13 protein-coding genes and 1 tRNA gene are annotated in these 17218 nt (G+C 36.4%); 8 read left to right on the forward strand and 6 right to left on the reverse strand.

From position 1 onward, the window contains the following. Positions 1-768 precede the first annotated feature (768 nt). From DIU38_RS06210 to DIU38_RS06220, 3 genes are all read right to left on the reverse strand, one after another. Positions 769-1566, reverse strand: coding sequence for a carboxypeptidase-like regulatory domain-containing protein (locus tag DIU38_RS06210; protein ID WP_112656857.1), 798 nt, complete (start codon positions 1564-1566; stop codon positions 769-771). A 126-nt stretch (positions 1567-1692) separates the two neighbouring features. After that, the gene (locus DIU38_RS06215; RefSeq protein ID WP_112656859.1) at positions 1693-2814 is read right to left on the reverse strand and encodes a lysophospholipid acyltransferase family protein; all 1122 of its coding nucleotides are present in this window, start codon (positions 2812-2814) and stop codon (positions 1693-1695) included. 478 nt (positions 2815-3292) lie between these two features. Then, positions 3293-3601 (reverse strand): hypothetical protein, encoded by a 309-nt coding sequence (locus DIU38_RS06220; RefSeq protein WP_112656863.1) that lies wholly within the window; start codon positions 3599-3601, stop codon positions 3293-3295. A gap of 475 nt (positions 3602-4076) precedes the next feature. Here DIU38_RS06220 and DIU38_RS06225 point away from each other — a divergent pair, with 475 nt between their 5' ends. From DIU38_RS06225 to DIU38_RS06250, 6 genes are all read left to right on the forward strand, one after another. Beyond that, the gene (locus tag DIU38_RS06225) at positions 4077-4697 is read left to right on the forward strand and encodes an RNA polymerase sigma factor (RefSeq protein WP_112656865.1); all 621 of its coding nucleotides are present in this window, start codon (positions 4077-4079) and stop codon (positions 4695-4697) included. Beyond that, positions 4694-5263 (forward strand): hypothetical protein, encoded by a 570-nt coding sequence (locus DIU38_RS06230; RefSeq protein WP_112656867.1) that lies wholly within the window; start codon positions 4694-4696, stop codon positions 5261-5263. The genes DIU38_RS06225 and DIU38_RS06230 overlap by 4 nt, the downstream gene beginning before the upstream one ends. A 47-nt stretch (positions 5264-5310) precedes the next feature. Then, entirely contained in the window at positions 5311-6366 is a 1056-nt protein-coding gene (locus tag DIU38_RS06235; protein ID WP_112656869.1) for a FecR family protein, read from the forward strand. Between the two features lie 190 nt (positions 6367-6556). Beyond that, positions 6557-10108: a SusC/RagA family TonB-linked outer membrane protein gene (locus DIU38_RS06240; protein ID WP_112656871.1), complete on the forward strand. Its 3552-nt coding sequence runs from the start codon at positions 6557-6559 to the stop codon at positions 10106-10108. A gap of 21 nt (positions 10109-10129) precedes the next feature. Continuing rightward, positions 10130-11503, forward strand: coding sequence for a RagB/SusD family nutrient uptake outer membrane protein (locus tag DIU38_RS06245; protein WP_112656873.1), 1374 nt, complete (start codon positions 10130-10132; stop codon positions 11501-11503). Positions 11504-11521: 18 nt separating this feature from the next. Continuing rightward, positions 11522-13153 (forward strand): TlpA family protein disulfide reductase, encoded by a 1632-nt coding sequence (locus DIU38_RS06250; RefSeq protein ID WP_112656875.1) that lies wholly within the window; start codon positions 11522-11524, stop codon positions 13151-13153. Between the two features lie 34 nt (positions 13154-13187). Here DIU38_RS06250 and DIU38_RS06255 read toward each other — a convergent pair whose 3' ends face one another. The 3 genes from DIU38_RS06255 to DIU38_RS06265 all read right to left on the reverse strand — a co-directional run bounded on the left by DIU38_RS06255 (position 13188) and on the right by DIU38_RS06265 (position 14776). After that, the gene (locus DIU38_RS06255) at positions 13188-13496 is read right to left on the reverse strand and encodes a hypothetical protein (RefSeq protein WP_146750404.1); all 309 of its coding nucleotides are present in this window, start codon (positions 13494-13496) and stop codon (positions 13188-13190) included. Continuing rightward, complete coding sequence (locus DIU38_RS06260) at positions 13483-13962, reverse strand: MauE/DoxX family redox-associated membrane protein (RefSeq protein ID WP_112656879.1); 480 nt, start codon at positions 13960-13962, stop codon at positions 13483-13485. The genes DIU38_RS06255 and DIU38_RS06260 overlap by 14 nt, the downstream gene beginning before the upstream one ends. 238 nt (positions 13963-14200) lie before the next feature. Beyond that, the gene (locus DIU38_RS06265; protein WP_112656881.1) at positions 14201-14776 is read right to left on the reverse strand and encodes a cyclic nucleotide-binding domain-containing protein; all 576 of its coding nucleotides are present in this window, start codon (positions 14774-14776) and stop codon (positions 14201-14203) included. A 739-nt stretch (positions 14777-15515) separates the two neighbouring features. Here DIU38_RS06265 and DIU38_RS06270 point away from each other — a divergent pair. Beyond that, a tRNA-OTHER gene (locus DIU38_RS06270) sits at positions 15516-15588 on the forward strand. Between the two features lie 309 nt (positions 15589-15897). Beyond that, positions 15898-17130: a site-specific integrase gene (locus DIU38_RS06275; RefSeq protein ID WP_112656883.1), complete on the forward strand. Its 1233-nt coding sequence runs from the start codon at positions 15898-15900 to the stop codon at positions 17128-17130. Positions 17131-17218 lie beyond the last annotated feature (88 nt).

A 17218-nucleotide genomic window follows, 5' to 3' on the forward strand; every position in this document is an offset into this window, starting at 1 on the left:
CGACAGGAACAGCGTTCGCGTAGTTGAGCGCATTATCCGTCTTGACCGTCTTGAGGGTTACTTTAACAGACCGGTAGCGTTCGCACTGCTTACAATGCTTGCCTTCATTTTTATGTTGACCGTCTTTTGAAGGTATCGATGAGCTCAATACTTTCCGGGAAGATGCCTCCTCGCTATCACGATACAGGGCAGCGCTTACGGCCAACATCATATAGATGGCTGTCAGCAAAATTGTGAAGACCTGTTTCATAGAAGCGAACATGTCCTTACGACAAATGAGACTATGGTTTGTTTTGCGTCTTGGGGTAAAACTAGGTAAAGAAATATGCCATTTTTTGTCAGTGATCAGTGGCAGTTTTTGTCATTAAAAGCGTGGGGCAAATTTATAATTATCTTAAACGCTTACCTGCGCCAATTTTACTGATAATTGACGGGGTTGATTTTCCTACAGAGTTAGATGATTTACATATTCAGCACCGTTCCGATATGTTAGATCCTAATTGATCGCCATAGAACTTTGATAAAAGATTGTCGATTAAATAGATAAACTTACCAAAAATATTAAAGGGCGCAAGCCATAAGAACTTCTCTTCTGCCGCAAATCGAGCAGTAGTCAATCTAAAATTACAATCATTTAAGAAAGTAAATCTTATTGTAAAGTATTCTAAACGAATTGCGGAAGGTGCTTTGAAAATACGGATCTTTCTGTGTAGATAAAAATAGCTATTGCAAGTATAGCAATTTCAAATTGACCTGTATTTTTTTGAATCAAGGGCGTATCCTTGGTGTGAAATTTGTGCCTGTAGGCCGGTTATTGGGCTGTATGTTCGGCATTTTAAATTTTATCTTGAATCCCTTTTCTTCAGTTTTGGTTGCTGAAGGATTATCGCTTTGTAAGGCAATACCACCTATTTTTCTTTTAATATATGCTATGATGTCATATTCGGTCGATGCCTGCACAAATTCATATGACGGTCGATTGTCCATCATAAAATCCTCAAGTTGTTGCCCTTTATAACCGGTAACTTTGCTGACCAGGCTCCTGGTAAAACGGTTATCGACCACGCTATTATGATAGTCATTGAGGAGAACCCGCTGTAACCTTCGTGCATCTTTTCCTTCTTTACTGAAAGTGCTATATAATGCATCGATACTTATTCCGACGCCCACACGTCCTAAACCTCCCCCTACATTAAATAGCCGACTATTATCGCCGATACGGTAAATCTGTTTATAATCCTGCTGATTCTTTCGGAAAATAACCAGTGGATCTAAGCGATTGCCTTTAATCACCACCTCTGTAAGCGACTGAGTTGCCGGCTGCAAATAAACTGACAATGAGGTTTGATTTTGCAAAATCAGTGTATCGCTTTTATAACCTACGAAACTGGTCACCAATGTATCGCCTTTAAACGCTGTGATCTGAAATTTGCCATCGATATCACTTATGGCTATTTTATTCGTTTCCGTATTTCTAATTATAGCTCCGCTAAGCGGGCTATTATTGTGGCTTACCGATCCAGACATACCCTGCGCAACCGCTCTTTCGATCCCTAAGCAGATCATAGCAGTGCATAAAAGGAGCAATTTTGTTTTATATTGAAATACGTTTTGCAAACTTTCTTTTTTAAGAATATCTAAACAAAAACCATGTCCTTCTTGAATTATTCGAACGTGAATTCACTTGCTTTATTATGCTAAAACCCCTTTTTGCGTCAGTTGATCAATTATGTTAGCCTCAATTTCAGACCTATTAATTTTCGCATTAATGCAAGATTTTAATGTATGATACAACTCATTACTTATCTCAATACCTTGATACTTTCTCTTGTCAAAAAGGTAACATTTCAAATCTACCATGAAAAGTCCAAATTTGTCCAGATTAAAGCTATAAAATTTTTTATGAGCGATCTTATCGTAACGCTTTTCAGGTTGATTAAATAATTCAGGCTTGATGAATCGGTGTAAACTGAGCCAAGTTTCCCATTGTCCGGGATAACACTGAACAAGATTTGAGAGTTGTTCATACGTTAATCGTATAGCCTTTGAAATAAACTCTTCACGGTCAGGCTCAGAATCTGGGCACATTGGCTCAAAGAACTTTATCTGAATATCGTCCAGGGAATTTCTGAAGCTCGCAGCTGTTATCAAAGGAATATTAGCGAGGTGTGCTATGTATGCCGCTCCAGTTCTTGCGTGAATACTCTCCGCAAGAAAGTTCACCTTTAAGAGACGTTCATTAGTCAAATTCGTTTTTCCTGTACCAGTATTTCCATCAACGTACAATAGCAAGCTTTCACCGCGCTTCACTGCTTTTAACATTTGTAGAGCAGCAGATGGCGACTGTGCGGAAATTATAGTAAAGCTTCCATTTGCACCGTAGCAATTATGCTTTTTATAAATTTCCAGATAGATATCCTGATATTCGGCAATTGCCGCTTCCGATAATATAAGAGCGAACTTGATCCCATAATGACCCAACATAAGATTAAGCAAACGTATGGAGCCTAGATGGAAGGTGCATAGAACGGCAGGCTTTGTTTTAATTTGGGACAATAGGCTGTTAGTAAGCCCATTAACACTTACAAGGTCAGGAATATTCTCAAACTGAATATCAAGCCAACTGAGTTTTTGATGAAATAGAATTTCTTGAAAGATTTGTGCATGTTCCGAAACTTTCAAATGCGGAATGAAATTTGACAAATGCGCACTAACAAAGTTAAAAGAATGATTAGTTAACAATTCGTCATTATGATCATTCACGCACAAGTCTTGCAACTTTTTTCTTTCGTTTAAATACATCGATCGTTTCATTTCTAACTGTGGTGCAAATTTTTAGCAATTGTAGCAGTAGTAAGTACGTAATCACTAAACTAGGTATAAAAACAAGTATATTTTTAGCAAATAATTTCAGATCGAGTACTTGATCCCAGTGTGAGTAAATATCATGGATTTTTAAATATTGGAATATAAGATATTTACTTAACATGTAATAAATATAGATCCAAAATAAGACGTCAAAAAAAGTGTACGTCTTCAGAACGTTCAATTGCTTAGAATCAAGGGTCTTAAAGGCAACAGGTTTGTCGAATATGAAATGCAGTAAAAGCTTTTTTGCCTCTGATTTAAGATTTGGAATATTAAAACTGTCGCTTAGAACCCAATATCCATCATATCGAAAAAAGGGGTTTTTCAAAGTCAGGATATGATTCCGCTAAAGTCATGACTTACTAAAAAAAATGTAAATATTTTTCATTTAGAAATATTTACCTCATTCATTTTGTTCAGTAAACTATTTAATCAGAAATTTTGAAATGTCTTTTGGTTTAAAATTTAACTTTCCCTGTTTCACAACGACTTTCAAAATAGATTCAAGTTTTACGTCTATTACATAAGATAATTGCATTAATTCTTCAATTGTAAACTTTTCTGGGGCTGCACATTTACTTACAAAAGCATCATAGCCCATACCCATTACAACAAACATTCCTGTAACGTATATTTCGGCAACATCGTTCATGCTATTTATAGCATCTGTATCAAATCTTGCCTTTAAGGAACTTATAGTATGCTGTAATCTTTGTGGGTTAATTTTCGCCATAAATCTAATTTCTGGGCAAAAATCCACCCACCCATGTGTAAAACATAGGGATATTCTACTTATAGGACTATAAATTCTTGATTTAGAAATAAATATTTTAACTTTAGAAATTATATTTATATAATTGATATTTAATGTTCATGTAACTTAAGTTTTTAGTTTAGTTACCTAATAAAAAACTTGTTGAATAGAAACATAAGTTGGTAATGTAGAAAAGTAATAGTTAGATTTTTATAAATTTGCAGTCTTTAAGGACTGCTATACGAGCCTCGCCCGCAAATCTGGTAAATTTCACGCGATGGTAAGTTGAGCAACTGATCCCTATTCATATAATAGGGTCGGTTCTCACTTATGTTGTGTGTGAACTTTTCGCAAGAAAGGTGGCTTACCAGAGCCTGCGGACATTTCATAGTGAGTTACCGGCCCTATTATATTCCGTAACCACTTTATAAGAGGCCAACTATCAAAATGTTGTATGGCTTCTGAAAATGTAGATATAACCTTTCTCCTTAAACAGCTTCAACAAGGCAGCGAAACTGCTTTTTCAAAAATTTACGACCTTTATAGCAAACCCGTATACCGCCATGTTTTAAGACTTGTTTACGATGAAGATGTGGCGGCAGAAATTTTGCAAGAAACATTTTTAGCCGTTTGGGTCAAACGGGACAAAATCAATCCTCAACAATCATTTAGCCCCTTTATTTATCAAATAGCGAAAATATTAGTATTTAGCCATTATCGTAAAGTTTCTCAAAACAAGCGGCTTTTAGACCACTTGATAATCACCACGGTTGATACGGTTATAAATGCCGAAGAAGCTATAATCGATCAGGAAACACATCAATTGCTTATCAAAGCAATAGAGCATTTACCGCCGCAACGCAAGCAGGTTTTCAAGCTGTGTAAATTTGAAGGAAAAAGCTATCAGGAAGTTGCTGATCTGTTGGATATTTCGACTTCAACAATAAGCAATCAAATTGTTGCAGCAAACAAGTCGATCAAAGAATTTTTTCTTTTAAATAATGATTTAGCGGTCTTAATCGTAACCTGTGTTGTAACTTATTTCACCATACAAAATAGCATAGCTACTTTATGATAGCCTTAGATAAGAAAGATCTGGAGAAAATTCCAGTTGAACTTAATGAAGCATTTGAAGCGATCCATATATTCTTTGAAGCGGGCCTCCCGGATGAGCATCGTAAAGATTTAAAAAAATGGCTTTATTACGTAATAAATGATCAGCAATATCAAAGTCGTTTTGGTGCATCTCACGTTGTTGCCAATTACGAGGAAACTATTCGACTAATTAAGGCTGCACACGCTTTATCTGCTCGTCTCGAAGTATTGTCTGTTGAGAACACCGTATCAGAAAATGATATGATCAAAGAGCGACAAGCTTGGGACTATTATCCTGACAACCTGGGTAGAAAATCACTTTTAAATCCGTTAAAAGTCATTAACCATTTGTTTAAAGAAATTTCCCTTGACAAATATTTAGAAGTATTACATGAATGGTTACATAGCGCCTTATCTACCAAGGCTACGCACGAAATATTAACCCCAAAAGAAATTATTGACGTTTATCGTAACTTAAAAAAGCTTTATTCTGCTACTTGGCTCATTTATAAACGGCAAATTCAACTCTTTTTAAAATATGAATAGAGGATATTCGATCGCTTTGCAGTTATGTTGGTAAATTCCCCAACAAAGTGGCAGGTCAAATCCATATCGAAAAACTATTCAGAAAATATCTCGCGGTGCAATGTACATCAGATGAGATCAAAGAATTGTTTGTTTTAATTGGAAAGAAAGAAAATGAGGAAATCTTTGATTATTTAATCGCGGAAGTACTCTCTGAAAATGCTCCTGAACCGCTTGATGAAAAACAGGAAGACAGGGCCATAATTAAATTAAAGTCTATCTTGTTGAGCGAAATCCGCACTCAAATCCCGTCTGTAAAAGAAAAAAAGTCCCCTTATAAAATAGCCAACTCCTGGCTAAGGATCGCAGCTTTATGGCTGTTAGTAGGATCAGCGACCATGTTCCTGCTATTCCGGCATTTTAACGATAGTTACAATGCCCAAATCAAACAGCATACAAAACAGTTAGTTACCCAAACAGGCCAGAGAAAATTTATTCAATTATTCGACGGCACAAAAGTATGGCTATACCCATCCAGCACGATAAAATTTTCAGATCAGTTAGTTAATAGTTATCGAGAAGTAATGTTGGATGGGGAAGCCTTTTTTGAAGTGGCCAAAGATAAAAAACACCCCTTTATCATCCATAGTGGCCGGATTCAGACCGAAGTCGTCGGCACCTCTTTTAATGTGAAATCCTACAGTAAACAGAATATCTACAAAGTTACCGTAGTTACGGGCATTGTAAAGGTTTCCATGTTATCAGCCAAAAAAGAAAAGCTATCAGAAGTTATCCTGAAGCCTAAACAACAGGCCATCTATAACAATTCGCAAGCATCTTTAACCGACAAATCAGTAACAACGATTGACCCAATAATAAAAAAGAGAGACGGTATTTTGAGTTACGACGGTACACCAGTGCCGGAAGTCGTTGCGGACTTCCGGCGCTATTACAATCAATCCATCGAACTGGAAAACAAGTCGGCAACCTGTCTCTGTTACGGTGAATTTGATACATCAAAGCCGATAGATATTGTGTTGCAGCAACTGGCGGCGGCCATCGGCGCAACAGTCCGGCAAACAGATAAAGGATATACTTTCGAGGGGGGCTGTAGTGAGAAATAATAATTAAGGACTGCGGTTTCTGACAGTCACCTAACCAAATTTTAACGAACAAATTAAACTGCAAAAACATGAAAAATTGCTTTACGGGACTTCTATTGCCTTTTTTTTGGCTCATTCAACAATCCCCGCCGCTGATAATACGATCAGAATTTTATTTCACATTCTCATTTAACCCCATTAATTAAACACTATGCTCAAAAATTTACGCTCCAGATTAAAGTACAAATCACTTGTACTAACCGTTGCCATCACCAGTTTTCTCAATTGCGCATTGGCAACCGAAATAGCGCGGTCGCAAGACTTAAATAAGCGCATTTCAATTGATATTGATAAGAAAACGCTAAAGGAAACGCTTGACGAAATTTCTAAGCAGGTACACGTAGGCATTATTTACAGCAATGCCAAAGGCATCTTAAAAAATCCGGTAACTATACACGCGAAAGATCAGCCGGTCAGTAAGGTGCTGAGCGATTTGTTGTCCCCGCTCACGCTGACCTACGAAATTATAGGCGACCAAATCGTCGTAAAATTCGATTATACAAGCTCACGGCCTCCCTCGCAACGGCAAATAGAAAAACAGAGGTTTCCAGTTAAGGGTAAGGTTACCGACGGCAATGGGGCACCACTGCCTGGGGCAACTGTTAAAGTTAAAGGTGGGCCAGTTTTGGCAACTGCTGATAGCAATGGCGAATTTCAAATCACTAACGTAGCTGACAGTACTGTTTTACAGGTATCATTTGTTGGGTATGTAACAAAAGACATTGTTGTATCAAACGCGAACTACCTAACCATTTCGCTTGAAAATAGTAGCAATCAACTTAATGAGGTAGCAGTAGTTTCTACGGGTTATCAAAACATACCAAAAGAACGTGTTACGGGAAGTTTTGCTCAACCAATTAAAAGTGAATTTGATATGAGAGTATCAACGGACGTTCTTTCAAAACTGTCAGGTATAACGAGTGGAGTGCTTTTTAATGCCAACAGTACGACCGCTAAATCGGGTCAGTTAGATATAAATGTTCGTGGGAGAAGCACCATTTTTGCTAATGACCAACCTCTAATTGTAGTAGACAACTTTCCTTATAGTGGAAATATTAATGATATAAATCCTAATGATGTTGAGAATGTCACCATTCTAAAAGATGCAGCTTCAGCAAGCATTTGGGGTGTAAGAGCTGGTAATGGTGTAATTGTTATAACTACAAAAAGAGGTAAAATCGATCAACCATTAAAAGTTGGATTTAACTCAAACGTCACTATCACCAATAAGCCAGATTTAAATTACAACCCTAATCAATTAAGCTCATCTTCTTACATTCAATTAGAGAAATATTTATTTAGTAACGGTTATTATGATGCTAACTTAACGGATGTTACTAATTATCCGGTTATATCGCCTGTAGTGCGACTTTTGGCTCAACAACGCTCTGGAGCTATATCAGTGGCGGCACTTAACACTCAAATTAACGGATTAAGTAATCTGACTAAAAATGATGAGCTAAATAAATATTTCTACCAACGTTCCGTTAATCAACAGTACGCTGCCAATTTCTCTGGTGGCTCAAAACACACTGTCTATTATTTCTCTATTGGTTACGACAAAAATATTCCAAGTATCAAAGGCAACTCTTATGAGCGGATAACCCTTAATTCCCAAAATACTTTTAGCCCGGTTAAAAATTTAGAGATAAATGTGGGCTTAAATGTTGTTCAGGATAAAAGTAAAATAGACAATACCTTAAATCAATTTTCTAACCGATTATTTCCGTATTCACAAATCGCCGATGCTCAAGGTCAGCCATTAGCTATTCCTATAGATTTTGATCAAACTTTTACAAATGCTACATCATCAAAAGGATTTTTAGACTGGAGCTATTACCCACTTAATGAATTAGAGAAACCGGATAACGTAACTAAAAATCTTGATCTAAGATTTTCACCAGGCCTAAAATATACATTTTGGCCTGGTTTGAGTGCTGAAATAAAATACCAATATCAACGGACGAATCTCCAAAATAGAGATTATGAAAGTCAGGATACATATTATGTTCGTAATTTGATCAATCAATTTTCCATTCTAAATAATGGAATGGTAAGTGGATATAACATCCCGTTAGGCGGAATTTTAGCACTAACAAATGGCAATGTTATTTCTAACAATTTACGCGGCCAAATTAATTATAATGTTAAATGGGGGAATAACGCTATCGTTGCTTTACTTGGTACTGAGTTTTCACAAACTTCGGTTGAAAACAACTCTTCAAGTCTGTATGGCTATAATGATGAGCTTTCCACGTTCACGAACGTAAACTCATTGAATTCATTTCCAACTAATCCATCTGGTGGCTTCTCGGCTATTAATAGTGGCTTAGGTATAACCGGGACATTGGATCGTTTTCGATCTTCATTTGCAAATATCGCTTATACATACAAAGATCGTTATACTGCAACTGCCAGCGCTCGTATAGACGGTTCAAATTATTTCGGTGTTTCTACAAACCAAAAAAGTGTTCCACTTTGGTCTTTTGGCGGCAAATGGACGGTCGATAAAGAAAGCTTTTACAATGTTAATTGGCTGCCAAATTTAGTATTAAGGGCAACCTACGGCTATAACGGTAATCTTGACAGATCAGTAACAGGTGTTACAACATTTCAATATTATAACAATGCTCAATTTACAAATTTACCCTATGCGTCCATTTCCAATATTGGTAATCCTGATTTACGATGGGAAAAAACCGGAATTGGGAATTTAGCAGTGGATTTTGGTTTTAAAAACAATATCGTTACTGGCAGTCTCGATTTTTATTTCAAGAAAGAAACCGATTTGTTAGGATTTAAGACATTTCCTACAAATGTAGGGATAACAACTTTAAAGGGTAATTATTCAGATATGAGAGGGTCGGGTGCTGACTTAGTACTTACTACCAAAAATCTTAACCGTGAACTTAGGTGGACAACTACATTCTTAATAAGTCATTCAACAGATAAAGTAACACGCTATGATGTCACACCTACCGCGCCACAATTGGTAGGGGCAGATGGGAACGGCAATTCTGCCGTCCCCAATATTAATAGGCCTGTATTTGGCCTATACAGTTATAAATGGGGCGGGCTCAACGCGCAAACGGGAAATCCGATAGGTTATTTAAATGGGGCGACGAGTGAAGATTATTCGGCTATTGTAAATAATAGCCCTATCAACTCATTAATTTATTCCGGCCCTGCAAGACCAACATATTACGGGGGTATCTATAATAAGTTTACCTACAAAGGATTTGCTTTGGCGGTTCAGATTACATACAAATTAGGTTACTATTTCAGAAAACCTACCATAAATTATTCAGGAATTACCTCAACTGGAACGTCTTTTTTAGCAGTTAATCGTGACTATGATAATCGATGGCTTCAACCTGGCGATGAGACAAGGACAAACGTACCGTCGATAATTTATCCCTTTTCCCAAGCAAGAGATAGATTTTACCAATATTCTGAAGTCAACATTGAAAAAGGCGACAATATTAGATTACAGGATATTAGCCTAAGTTATGATTTTTCAAACTCCAAATTTCCCAAACTTCCCTTTAAAAATCTGCAAGTATTCATTTATGGCAATAATGTAGGGCTTATTTGGCGTGCTAATCATAGCGGCATTGACCCGGATGCTATTCCCGGAACAAATGATAACAGTACTATGCCTAATCCAAGATCTATAGCTTTTGGAATTAAAGGAAATTTCTAACATATCAATTAAGCAAAATTTATGAAAATTAATAAATTATACGTACTCATAATATCCCTGTTAAGTATACTTAATTGCGGGTGTAAAAAAGACTGGTTAGATGCCAAGCCAAGTAAATCCTTAGTCGTACCGACAACTGTAGCGGATTATCAAGCCTTACTCGACAATTCGACATCTTCAATGAATATTAATCAGCCAAGTCTTGGAGTGATTAGTGAAGGAGATTTTTACGTTAATGATACTCGCTTTCCTGGCCTTTCTCAAACCGAACGAAGCGTCTATCTGTGGGCACCTACTACTGATAATTTTTATAGCGCGGCAACTGTAGATGACTGGACATTATCCTATGCAAGAATATTAAATGAAAATGTTGTATTGGATGGATTGTCAAAAATCAAAGCGGGCAACCAATCTAATCCTGCATATAAAAACGTTGAAGGGTCAGCTCTTTTTTACAGGAGTTTTGATTATTACAATTTAGCCCAGCTATTCTGCAATAGCTATTCTTCAAACACGGCTAAAACTGATTTAGGATTGCCTTTAAGAACATCTGCTAATATTAATATTACCGTTAATAGGTCTTCCGTGGAACAAACCTATGAGCAAATCAAATCAGATGTACTACAGGCGGTTCAACTGCTACCCATCAAGCCATTGACACCTATGCGACCATCGAAACCCGCTGCTTATGGTTTGCTTTCAAGAATATATTTATCTCAACAGATTTATGATAAAGCTTTATTATACGCTGATTCATGTTTGCAGCTACAGAATAGTTTAATGGATTATAACCAATTAAATAGTGCCGATCCTCGTCCAATTCAGATGTTTAATCCAGAGATCATTTTTAATTCAACGCTTATAACTTATTTATCGTTTCTCACAACGCGGTTGATCATTGATCCAAACCTCTATCAATCCTACAATGGTAATGATTTAAGACCTGCAAATTTTTTTACAACAGTTGGTGGCAATTTAACCTATAAAGGTAGCTATTCTGGAAGCTCCACCTTATTTGGGGGAATTGCAACTGACGAAATGTATTTAAATCGTGCGGAATGTTTTGCAAGAACAGGGAAAATTACTGAAGCAATGGCGGATCTCAATAAACTTTTAAAACTGAGATGGAAAACCGGAACATATCAAAATGCTTCGGTAACAACTGCTGACGAAGCTCTTATTTTAATACTATCAGAGCGGCGTAAAGAACTTTGTTTTCGTGGGCTAAGATGGACAGATTTAAGAAGGCTAAATGTTGACAGCCGTTTTCAAACTACATTGACAAGGACTGTTAGCGGCCAAAAATATACTTTATTACCCAACTCATTGAGATACACCCTGCCTATCGATATAAATGAGATAACTCTCGGTGGGCTACAACAAAATCCAAGGTAATATCACTAAAAAAAATTTATGTCCAAACCAAAAATAATTTGGGTGGCTTTCCTGTTATTACCCGGATTGCTGTATGCCCAACGCAAAGCTAAAACCAATACATCAGGTTCTGTTGTAATCATTTCAGGGCGATATTACAACTATGAAAGTAAAATTGACAGTGTCAATATCGACTTATGGGATAATCTGTTTACTGCTGATAAAAGCCAATTTATACCCCATCGAAGTTACCGTGTACCTTTAAAAAATGGCCGGTTTACATTCAAATTAGATTCCGTGTACAAATTGTCTTATTTTTCACTTTCAGATTTTAATGATAAATGGGGAAACGCATTTCCTTATTTAAAATTCTATTTGATCGGACCTGGTGATAATATTAACATCGCTATTACCAATGTAAAACCGTCTATTGCTGAATATATTGAAACCGATAAAGGCGATTCTACCTGTGTTAATTGTAAGACAATATTGTTTGCCGGTAAAGGATCTGAAAAAAATAATTGTCGTTACAGTTTAGATACTGCCTCGGCCAATGCCTGGAAATTTTACAATAAAGAGGAAACCGCACAATATTACAAAACATTAAAGATCTATCAAGATCAAGGTGCTGAACTTCCTATTCCAACACTCTCTCAAGAGTCAAATAGGCTACAGAAAAGAATTGATTATATTTTAAAAACCCCTTTTAATATTTTATACAATTTCAAGTCAAAATTGTCAAACGAAACTTACGGTATTGTTGAGGCTAATCTGATTGGAAAGGTGATGAATGACCTATATGCAAAACCAATGTCGATACGAACATCTATGGCAACTTCTGGTTTAGAAAAAGACAATTATAAAAACCTGTACAAGGAAAAATACCAAATTAAAAGTTCGGGAATTATTCAAAATAATGCATCCAATTCTGTTTTTTACTTGGACTATATTTTAACTCGATCAAAATTGGAAACCTTATTATTGGGAAATAATAACGAAGAAAAGAAGCGTCAGGTAAATCTTCCTTTAGTAGAGAAAGTATATAACTATTTAAAATTTAACTACACTGGACAATTAAAAGAAAAATTATTAACCGCATTCGTATACAACAACATATCTTATATAAACGATGATTCCCCGATATTAAGTGATTGTTTGTACACTGTCAAAAATGATCAATATTTAGATATTTTAAATTTATCAATTAGCAACAACCAAATCGGCAAAACTGCTTACAATTTTTCTTTGCCAGATCGTAATGATCGCATGATTAATTTGAGCGATTATAAAGGCAAGGTGGTTTTTATTGATTTTTGGTTTACCGGATGCCAGGGATGTATTGAGTACTTTAAAAATGTGCTTTCAAAGGTAGAAGAAGCCTATTCTTCTAATGAGAATGTGGTTTTTATTAGCATTTCTTTGGATGCGAATAAAGATATTTGGAATAAAGGAGTGACGAGTAATTTCTACACTTCAACAAAAATCATCAATCTGTACAAAGCTAATAGTTCTCAAGTAATAAAGCAGTATTCGATAGTCGCATATCCACATCCTTTGTTAATCGACAAAGAAGGAAAGATATTTAGTAATTCGGAAAATGATTTACGGGCAAAAGGCGTTAACGGGTTAACTCAAAAGATTAAAGAGGCCCTTGAACTTAAATCAAAATAATGGCAGGGTTTGTTAACCCTGCCATTATTTTAATTTATGGATTATAGTCGCCTGAAGTAGGGTTACCAACAAATGATGGTGAACCAGCTTGGGTTGGCGTTTGTCCGGTTGTAGGAGTATTAGTAGTGCTCCATTCCGCGGTGCAAACATCAGATGGGTTTGAAAGACAACGGTCAACGCCGCCTCCACGGTATACATAGTCGGCAGGATTGCTGCTTGCTATGCCGGTTGTGTTATAAAACTTGTTAGTAGTAGCAAACTTTTTTGCATTGGTAAATGCGCTGAAGCTAAAAGCAATAACGGCTACAAATATCCCTATTGCAACTTTTTTAAAATTTTTCATTTTTAATTGAATTTTGATAATCATTACTTAACGATAATGCGACCAAAGCTAATACTATGAAAAGCAAATTAAATAAAACGTGTTGGAACCAAGTCAGACTTTCAATTACCCCGCCACAATGACAAGGCAGTTTATCGGCAAATAACAACATACCTACAATGTAAACCGTGAAAGTGATCATTAGAAATAGAAATGATGACAAGCCAATCCGATATGTTTTTGGGATGAGTAATAAGCCTGAGACAAATAATTCAGAAATAGGTACTATCCAAGAGAGAAAAGTGGCGTAGGGACTTAGGATGTTCACATTTTTTATCCCATCCAGAAATCGATCATGTTGAATTATTTTGCTGCCTGCGGTATAAACAAAGAGAAATACCGAACTCAAGCAAATTAAAAAGATGATTGTTGCCTTACTCTTTTCGTTTAATTCAGATAATGGGTGCTTTACTAAATTTATGTTCATAGCAAAAAGATTTAGTTAAAAATTTAAAGTGACCTAAGCCACTGACGGATACGTAATCCGTAAAATTGATTTTTACTGTTTGTCACCAAGCTCCTTTCCGTTTGTATTACTTAAAAATTAAGTAAGCTGTTACTATTGGTTAATAGATCAAAGGTAATACGATACAATTCCAAAAAGTTGTAACATTTGTTACAACTTTTTGGAATGTTTTGGAATGATTATTGCTAAAATCAGGACATTATAAATGACCATTTTTAAGCCGGTTAAGGTGAACGCGGCTCATATTCAAATAAGGAGCAAGTAGCCTTTCGGGAACACGCTTAAATAGTACGGGTGCTATTTCTTGCAGGCTTTTGTAGCGGTCTTTGGCATTATGTAATAATAACGCATTATTGAGTTTTTGCTGTTGAACTTGACCGTTACTAACAAGAATGTTAATCAGTTCCCTGGCCTCATCAAATTTTTCAACAGCTTTTGGTGAAATAGCCACATCTCCTGTTACCAGTATGCTGTCTTCAACACAACTAATACCATCAGGAATAAGTACGGGGTAAAGGGGGTTAATAGTTGTTCCGGTAAATTGATTTTCATAGGTGAATTGTCTCGGAATTACGTTTCCCTCATCATCTTCACGCCAAGAGTAAATCATGCCTTTGTTGACGAAGAAAAAGACAAATTTTTGATGATTAAAGGGTAAAAGCACATCTTTTGCTTTTACATAAATAGTTTTAACATGTTCTTTCAAAAAATCCTGATAACCTTGCGAAAGAGGTAGATAGCTATTTAAAACATGAATAAAATGATTAACTGGCATAGGCTATTAAATATTCAATTACGGTTACCAGCCCGCAAGTTGATCGTGAAAAAGGTTTAGTTTTATTAGATTTAATTGATGTTATATATCTTGTTTCTCTACATTACGGTTTATTAAAATAATTATACATCTCGGGGGCTTGGGGTGAGCCAGGGAGCATTAACTTTAAGGAAATAGCAAAGCTGCTATATTTCGTCTTACGTTAAATTATTTGTAAAGGTTTTGATTAGATCTGAATAATGCAAGGGGAAGGTTTTTGATTATCCGCGGATAATTGAGCTAATGAGAATTTAGAGAGATCGTTTAAATTAGGGTTTTGCCATCCTATGAGTATTTTTTATAGCTAAAAGAAAAAAGCTTGTTGGGGAGTTAACCAACGATTGTAGTTATAATTTGGGGGTTGCTTTTAAAGAAATATGACCGAAAAAAAGACAATGATTTGACATGAATTTTTGTCTTTGGCTATATCTTGTTATCTTTGTATATCATTGGGATAGACAAGTAAAAACAGTCAAACCATGTAAAATAGTTCATTTTGATATGAATTGAAAAATGCCCTATTCTGCACCCTGTCAAATTTAAACGTTTGTAAGTTGCAGATTAACAACAATATAGAGAGTTTAGGATGCATCCTGCCATCCCGACTAAAGCGATACCAAGTATCAAAACCCTCTAAATTGAATTTTAGAGGGTTTTCTTTTCTGATTGGTGGAATCATAATACCCGGCGAAAGCCAAAGCGGGATGTAGCGTAGCCCGGTATCGCGCCACATTTGGATGTGGAGGCCGCAGGTTCGAATCCTGCCATCCCGACGCTCACGGTGTCATTAGACACTAAAAAGCTCTTAAATCTATGATTTAGGGGCTTTTTTATTTTATTTCACCCCAATTCATTCAAGTTATATCAAAGAAAATGTACCCTATTCGGTGCCCCAATTATATCATTTATATTTGGGCACAAATAGCTCATTAAGTAACTGATAGTCAATTTGTTATTTGATTTATTTTGATTGGTTTTAGTACCCTTTGCAGTGCCCTTAATTAACCGGGCAAATCGCCCCACTGCCAAAGCATATTAAAATCTGTCAATCTGAAGCTATTGCAAAATAAAAATTGACAAATATGAAAACACAAAACAACACCTTTGGCGTAATCTTCTACTTAAGAAAGTATAAAGCGACCAATGACGGAAAAGCACCTATTTACGCGAGAATTACGGTGAATGGTCATCGTACCGATGTATCAGTAAAACGTTCAATCGACCCTGCAAACTGGAATGCCAACAAAGGTATGGCAAAAGGCAGTAAGGAAGAAGTGGTAAAATTAAACAACTACCTGGAGCAATACAGGTCAGGTATTGTAGAAAGCTATCAGCACCTCTTATTGCAAAAGAAGCTGATTACCTCTGAATTGGTAAAAGATAAGTTTACAGGCGAAGATCAGGCAGCATTTACCGTTTGCCGCCTGATTGAATATCACAACACAGAACAAATACAGGTGTTGGAACCGGGAACGATGAAAAATTACTACACCACCCAAAAGTATATTCAGGAATTTATCATTGAACGATTTGGGACGAAAGACAAGTACCTTTCTGAACTCACTTATAAATTTATTACCGATTTTGAATACTACCTGCGCAACAGGACACCGGACAAGGGACAGAAGCCATTAAATAATAATGGCCTTATGAAACACATCGAAAGATTTTGCAAGATGGTAAACCTTGCTGTCAGGTTAGAATGGATAGACCGCAACCCTTTTCACGCATACCAATTGAAATTCGATAAAGTCGAACGGGAGTTTTTAACCAAAGACGAACTGGCAAGGATTGAGAACAAACATTTTAATATCGTCAGGTTGCAGGTTGTTAAAGACCTGTTTATTTTCAGTTGCTATACGGGACTTGCTTATATAGATGTTTTTAATTTAACCCCGGCCAACTTGGTTGAAAAATCTGCAAATAACATTTGGATCATGACTAACAGGCAAAAGACCAATGAGCCGGTTAAAGTGCCGCTATTGCCAAAAGCCTTAGAAATTGTCGAAAAGTATAAAGGCCATCCGCAGGCTTTGGCCGAGGGAAAGGTATTGCCAACATTAAGCAATCAGAAACTAAACAGCTATTTAAAGGAAATTGCTGATATGTGTGATATAACTAAACCATTAACCTTTCATATCGCCCGGCATACTTTCGCCACTACAGTAACATTAACCAACGGCGTGCCGATAGAAACGGTGAGCAAACTTTTAGGCCACTCCAAACTTACCACTACGCAGATATATGCAAAGGTGATCGAAAGTAAGTTAGGCGACGATATGGTCCGATTAAGTGAGCGTCTAAGAGCTCAATAGATTTTAGCCCCATATTTCCGGTATGGGGCTAGTTTCAATTATATTTGCTAAATACCCTGCCTGATAGGTTTAGTCTTGCATAGGCAGT

It is taken from the genome of Mucilaginibacter metallidurans (assembly GCF_003286435.2).
Taxonomy (GTDB): Bacteria; Bacteroidota; Bacteroidia; order Sphingobacteriales; family Sphingobacteriaceae; genus Mucilaginibacter; species Mucilaginibacter gossypii.

What these genes read in the sequence shown, in the direction of transcription:
- DIU38_RS06210 (WP_112656857.1), bottom strand. Translation starts at nt 1,566, where the DNA reads ATGATCTGCTTAGGGATCGAAAGAGCGGTTGCGCAGGGTATGTCTGGA.
- DIU38_RS06215 (WP_112656859.1), bottom strand. Translation starts at nt 2,814, where the DNA reads ATGAAACGATCGATGTATTTAAACGAAAGAAAAAAGTTGCAAGACTTG.
- DIU38_RS06220 (WP_112656863.1), bottom strand. Translation starts at nt 3,601, where the DNA reads ATGGCGAAAATTAACCCACAAAGATTACAGCATACTATAAGTTCCTTA.
- DIU38_RS06225 (WP_112656865.1), top strand. Translation starts at nt 4,077, where the DNA reads ATGGCTTCTGAAAATGTAGATATAACCTTTCTCCTTAAACAGCTTCAA.
- DIU38_RS06230 (WP_112656867.1), top strand. Translation starts at nt 4,694, where the DNA reads ATGATAGCCTTAGATAAGAAAGATCTGGAGAAAATTCCAGTTGAACTT.
- DIU38_RS06240 (WP_112656871.1), top strand. Translation starts at nt 6,557, where the DNA reads ATGCTCAAAAATTTACGCTCCAGATTAAAGTACAAATCACTTGTACTA.
- DIU38_RS06245 (WP_112656873.1), top strand. Translation starts at nt 10,130, where the DNA reads ATGAAAATTAATAAATTATACGTACTCATAATATCCCTGTTAAGTATA.
- DIU38_RS06250 (WP_112656875.1), top strand. Translation starts at nt 11,522, where the DNA reads ATGTCCAAACCAAAAATAATTTGGGTGGCTTTCCTGTTATTACCCGGA.
- DIU38_RS06255 (WP_146750404.1), bottom strand. Translation starts at nt 13,496, where the DNA reads ATGAAAAATTTTAAAAAAGTTGCAATAGGGATATTTGTAGCCGTTATT.
- DIU38_RS06260 (WP_112656879.1), bottom strand. Translation starts at nt 13,962, where the DNA reads ATGAACATAAATTTAGTAAAGCACCCATTATCTGAATTAAACGAAAAG.
- DIU38_RS06265 (WP_112656881.1), bottom strand. Translation starts at nt 14,776, where the DNA reads ATGCCAGTTAATCATTTTATTCATGTTTTAAATAGCTATCTACCTCTT.
- DIU38_RS06275 (WP_112656883.1), top strand. Translation starts at nt 15,898, where the DNA reads ATGAAAACACAAAACAACACCTTTGGCGTAATCTTCTACTTAAGAAAG.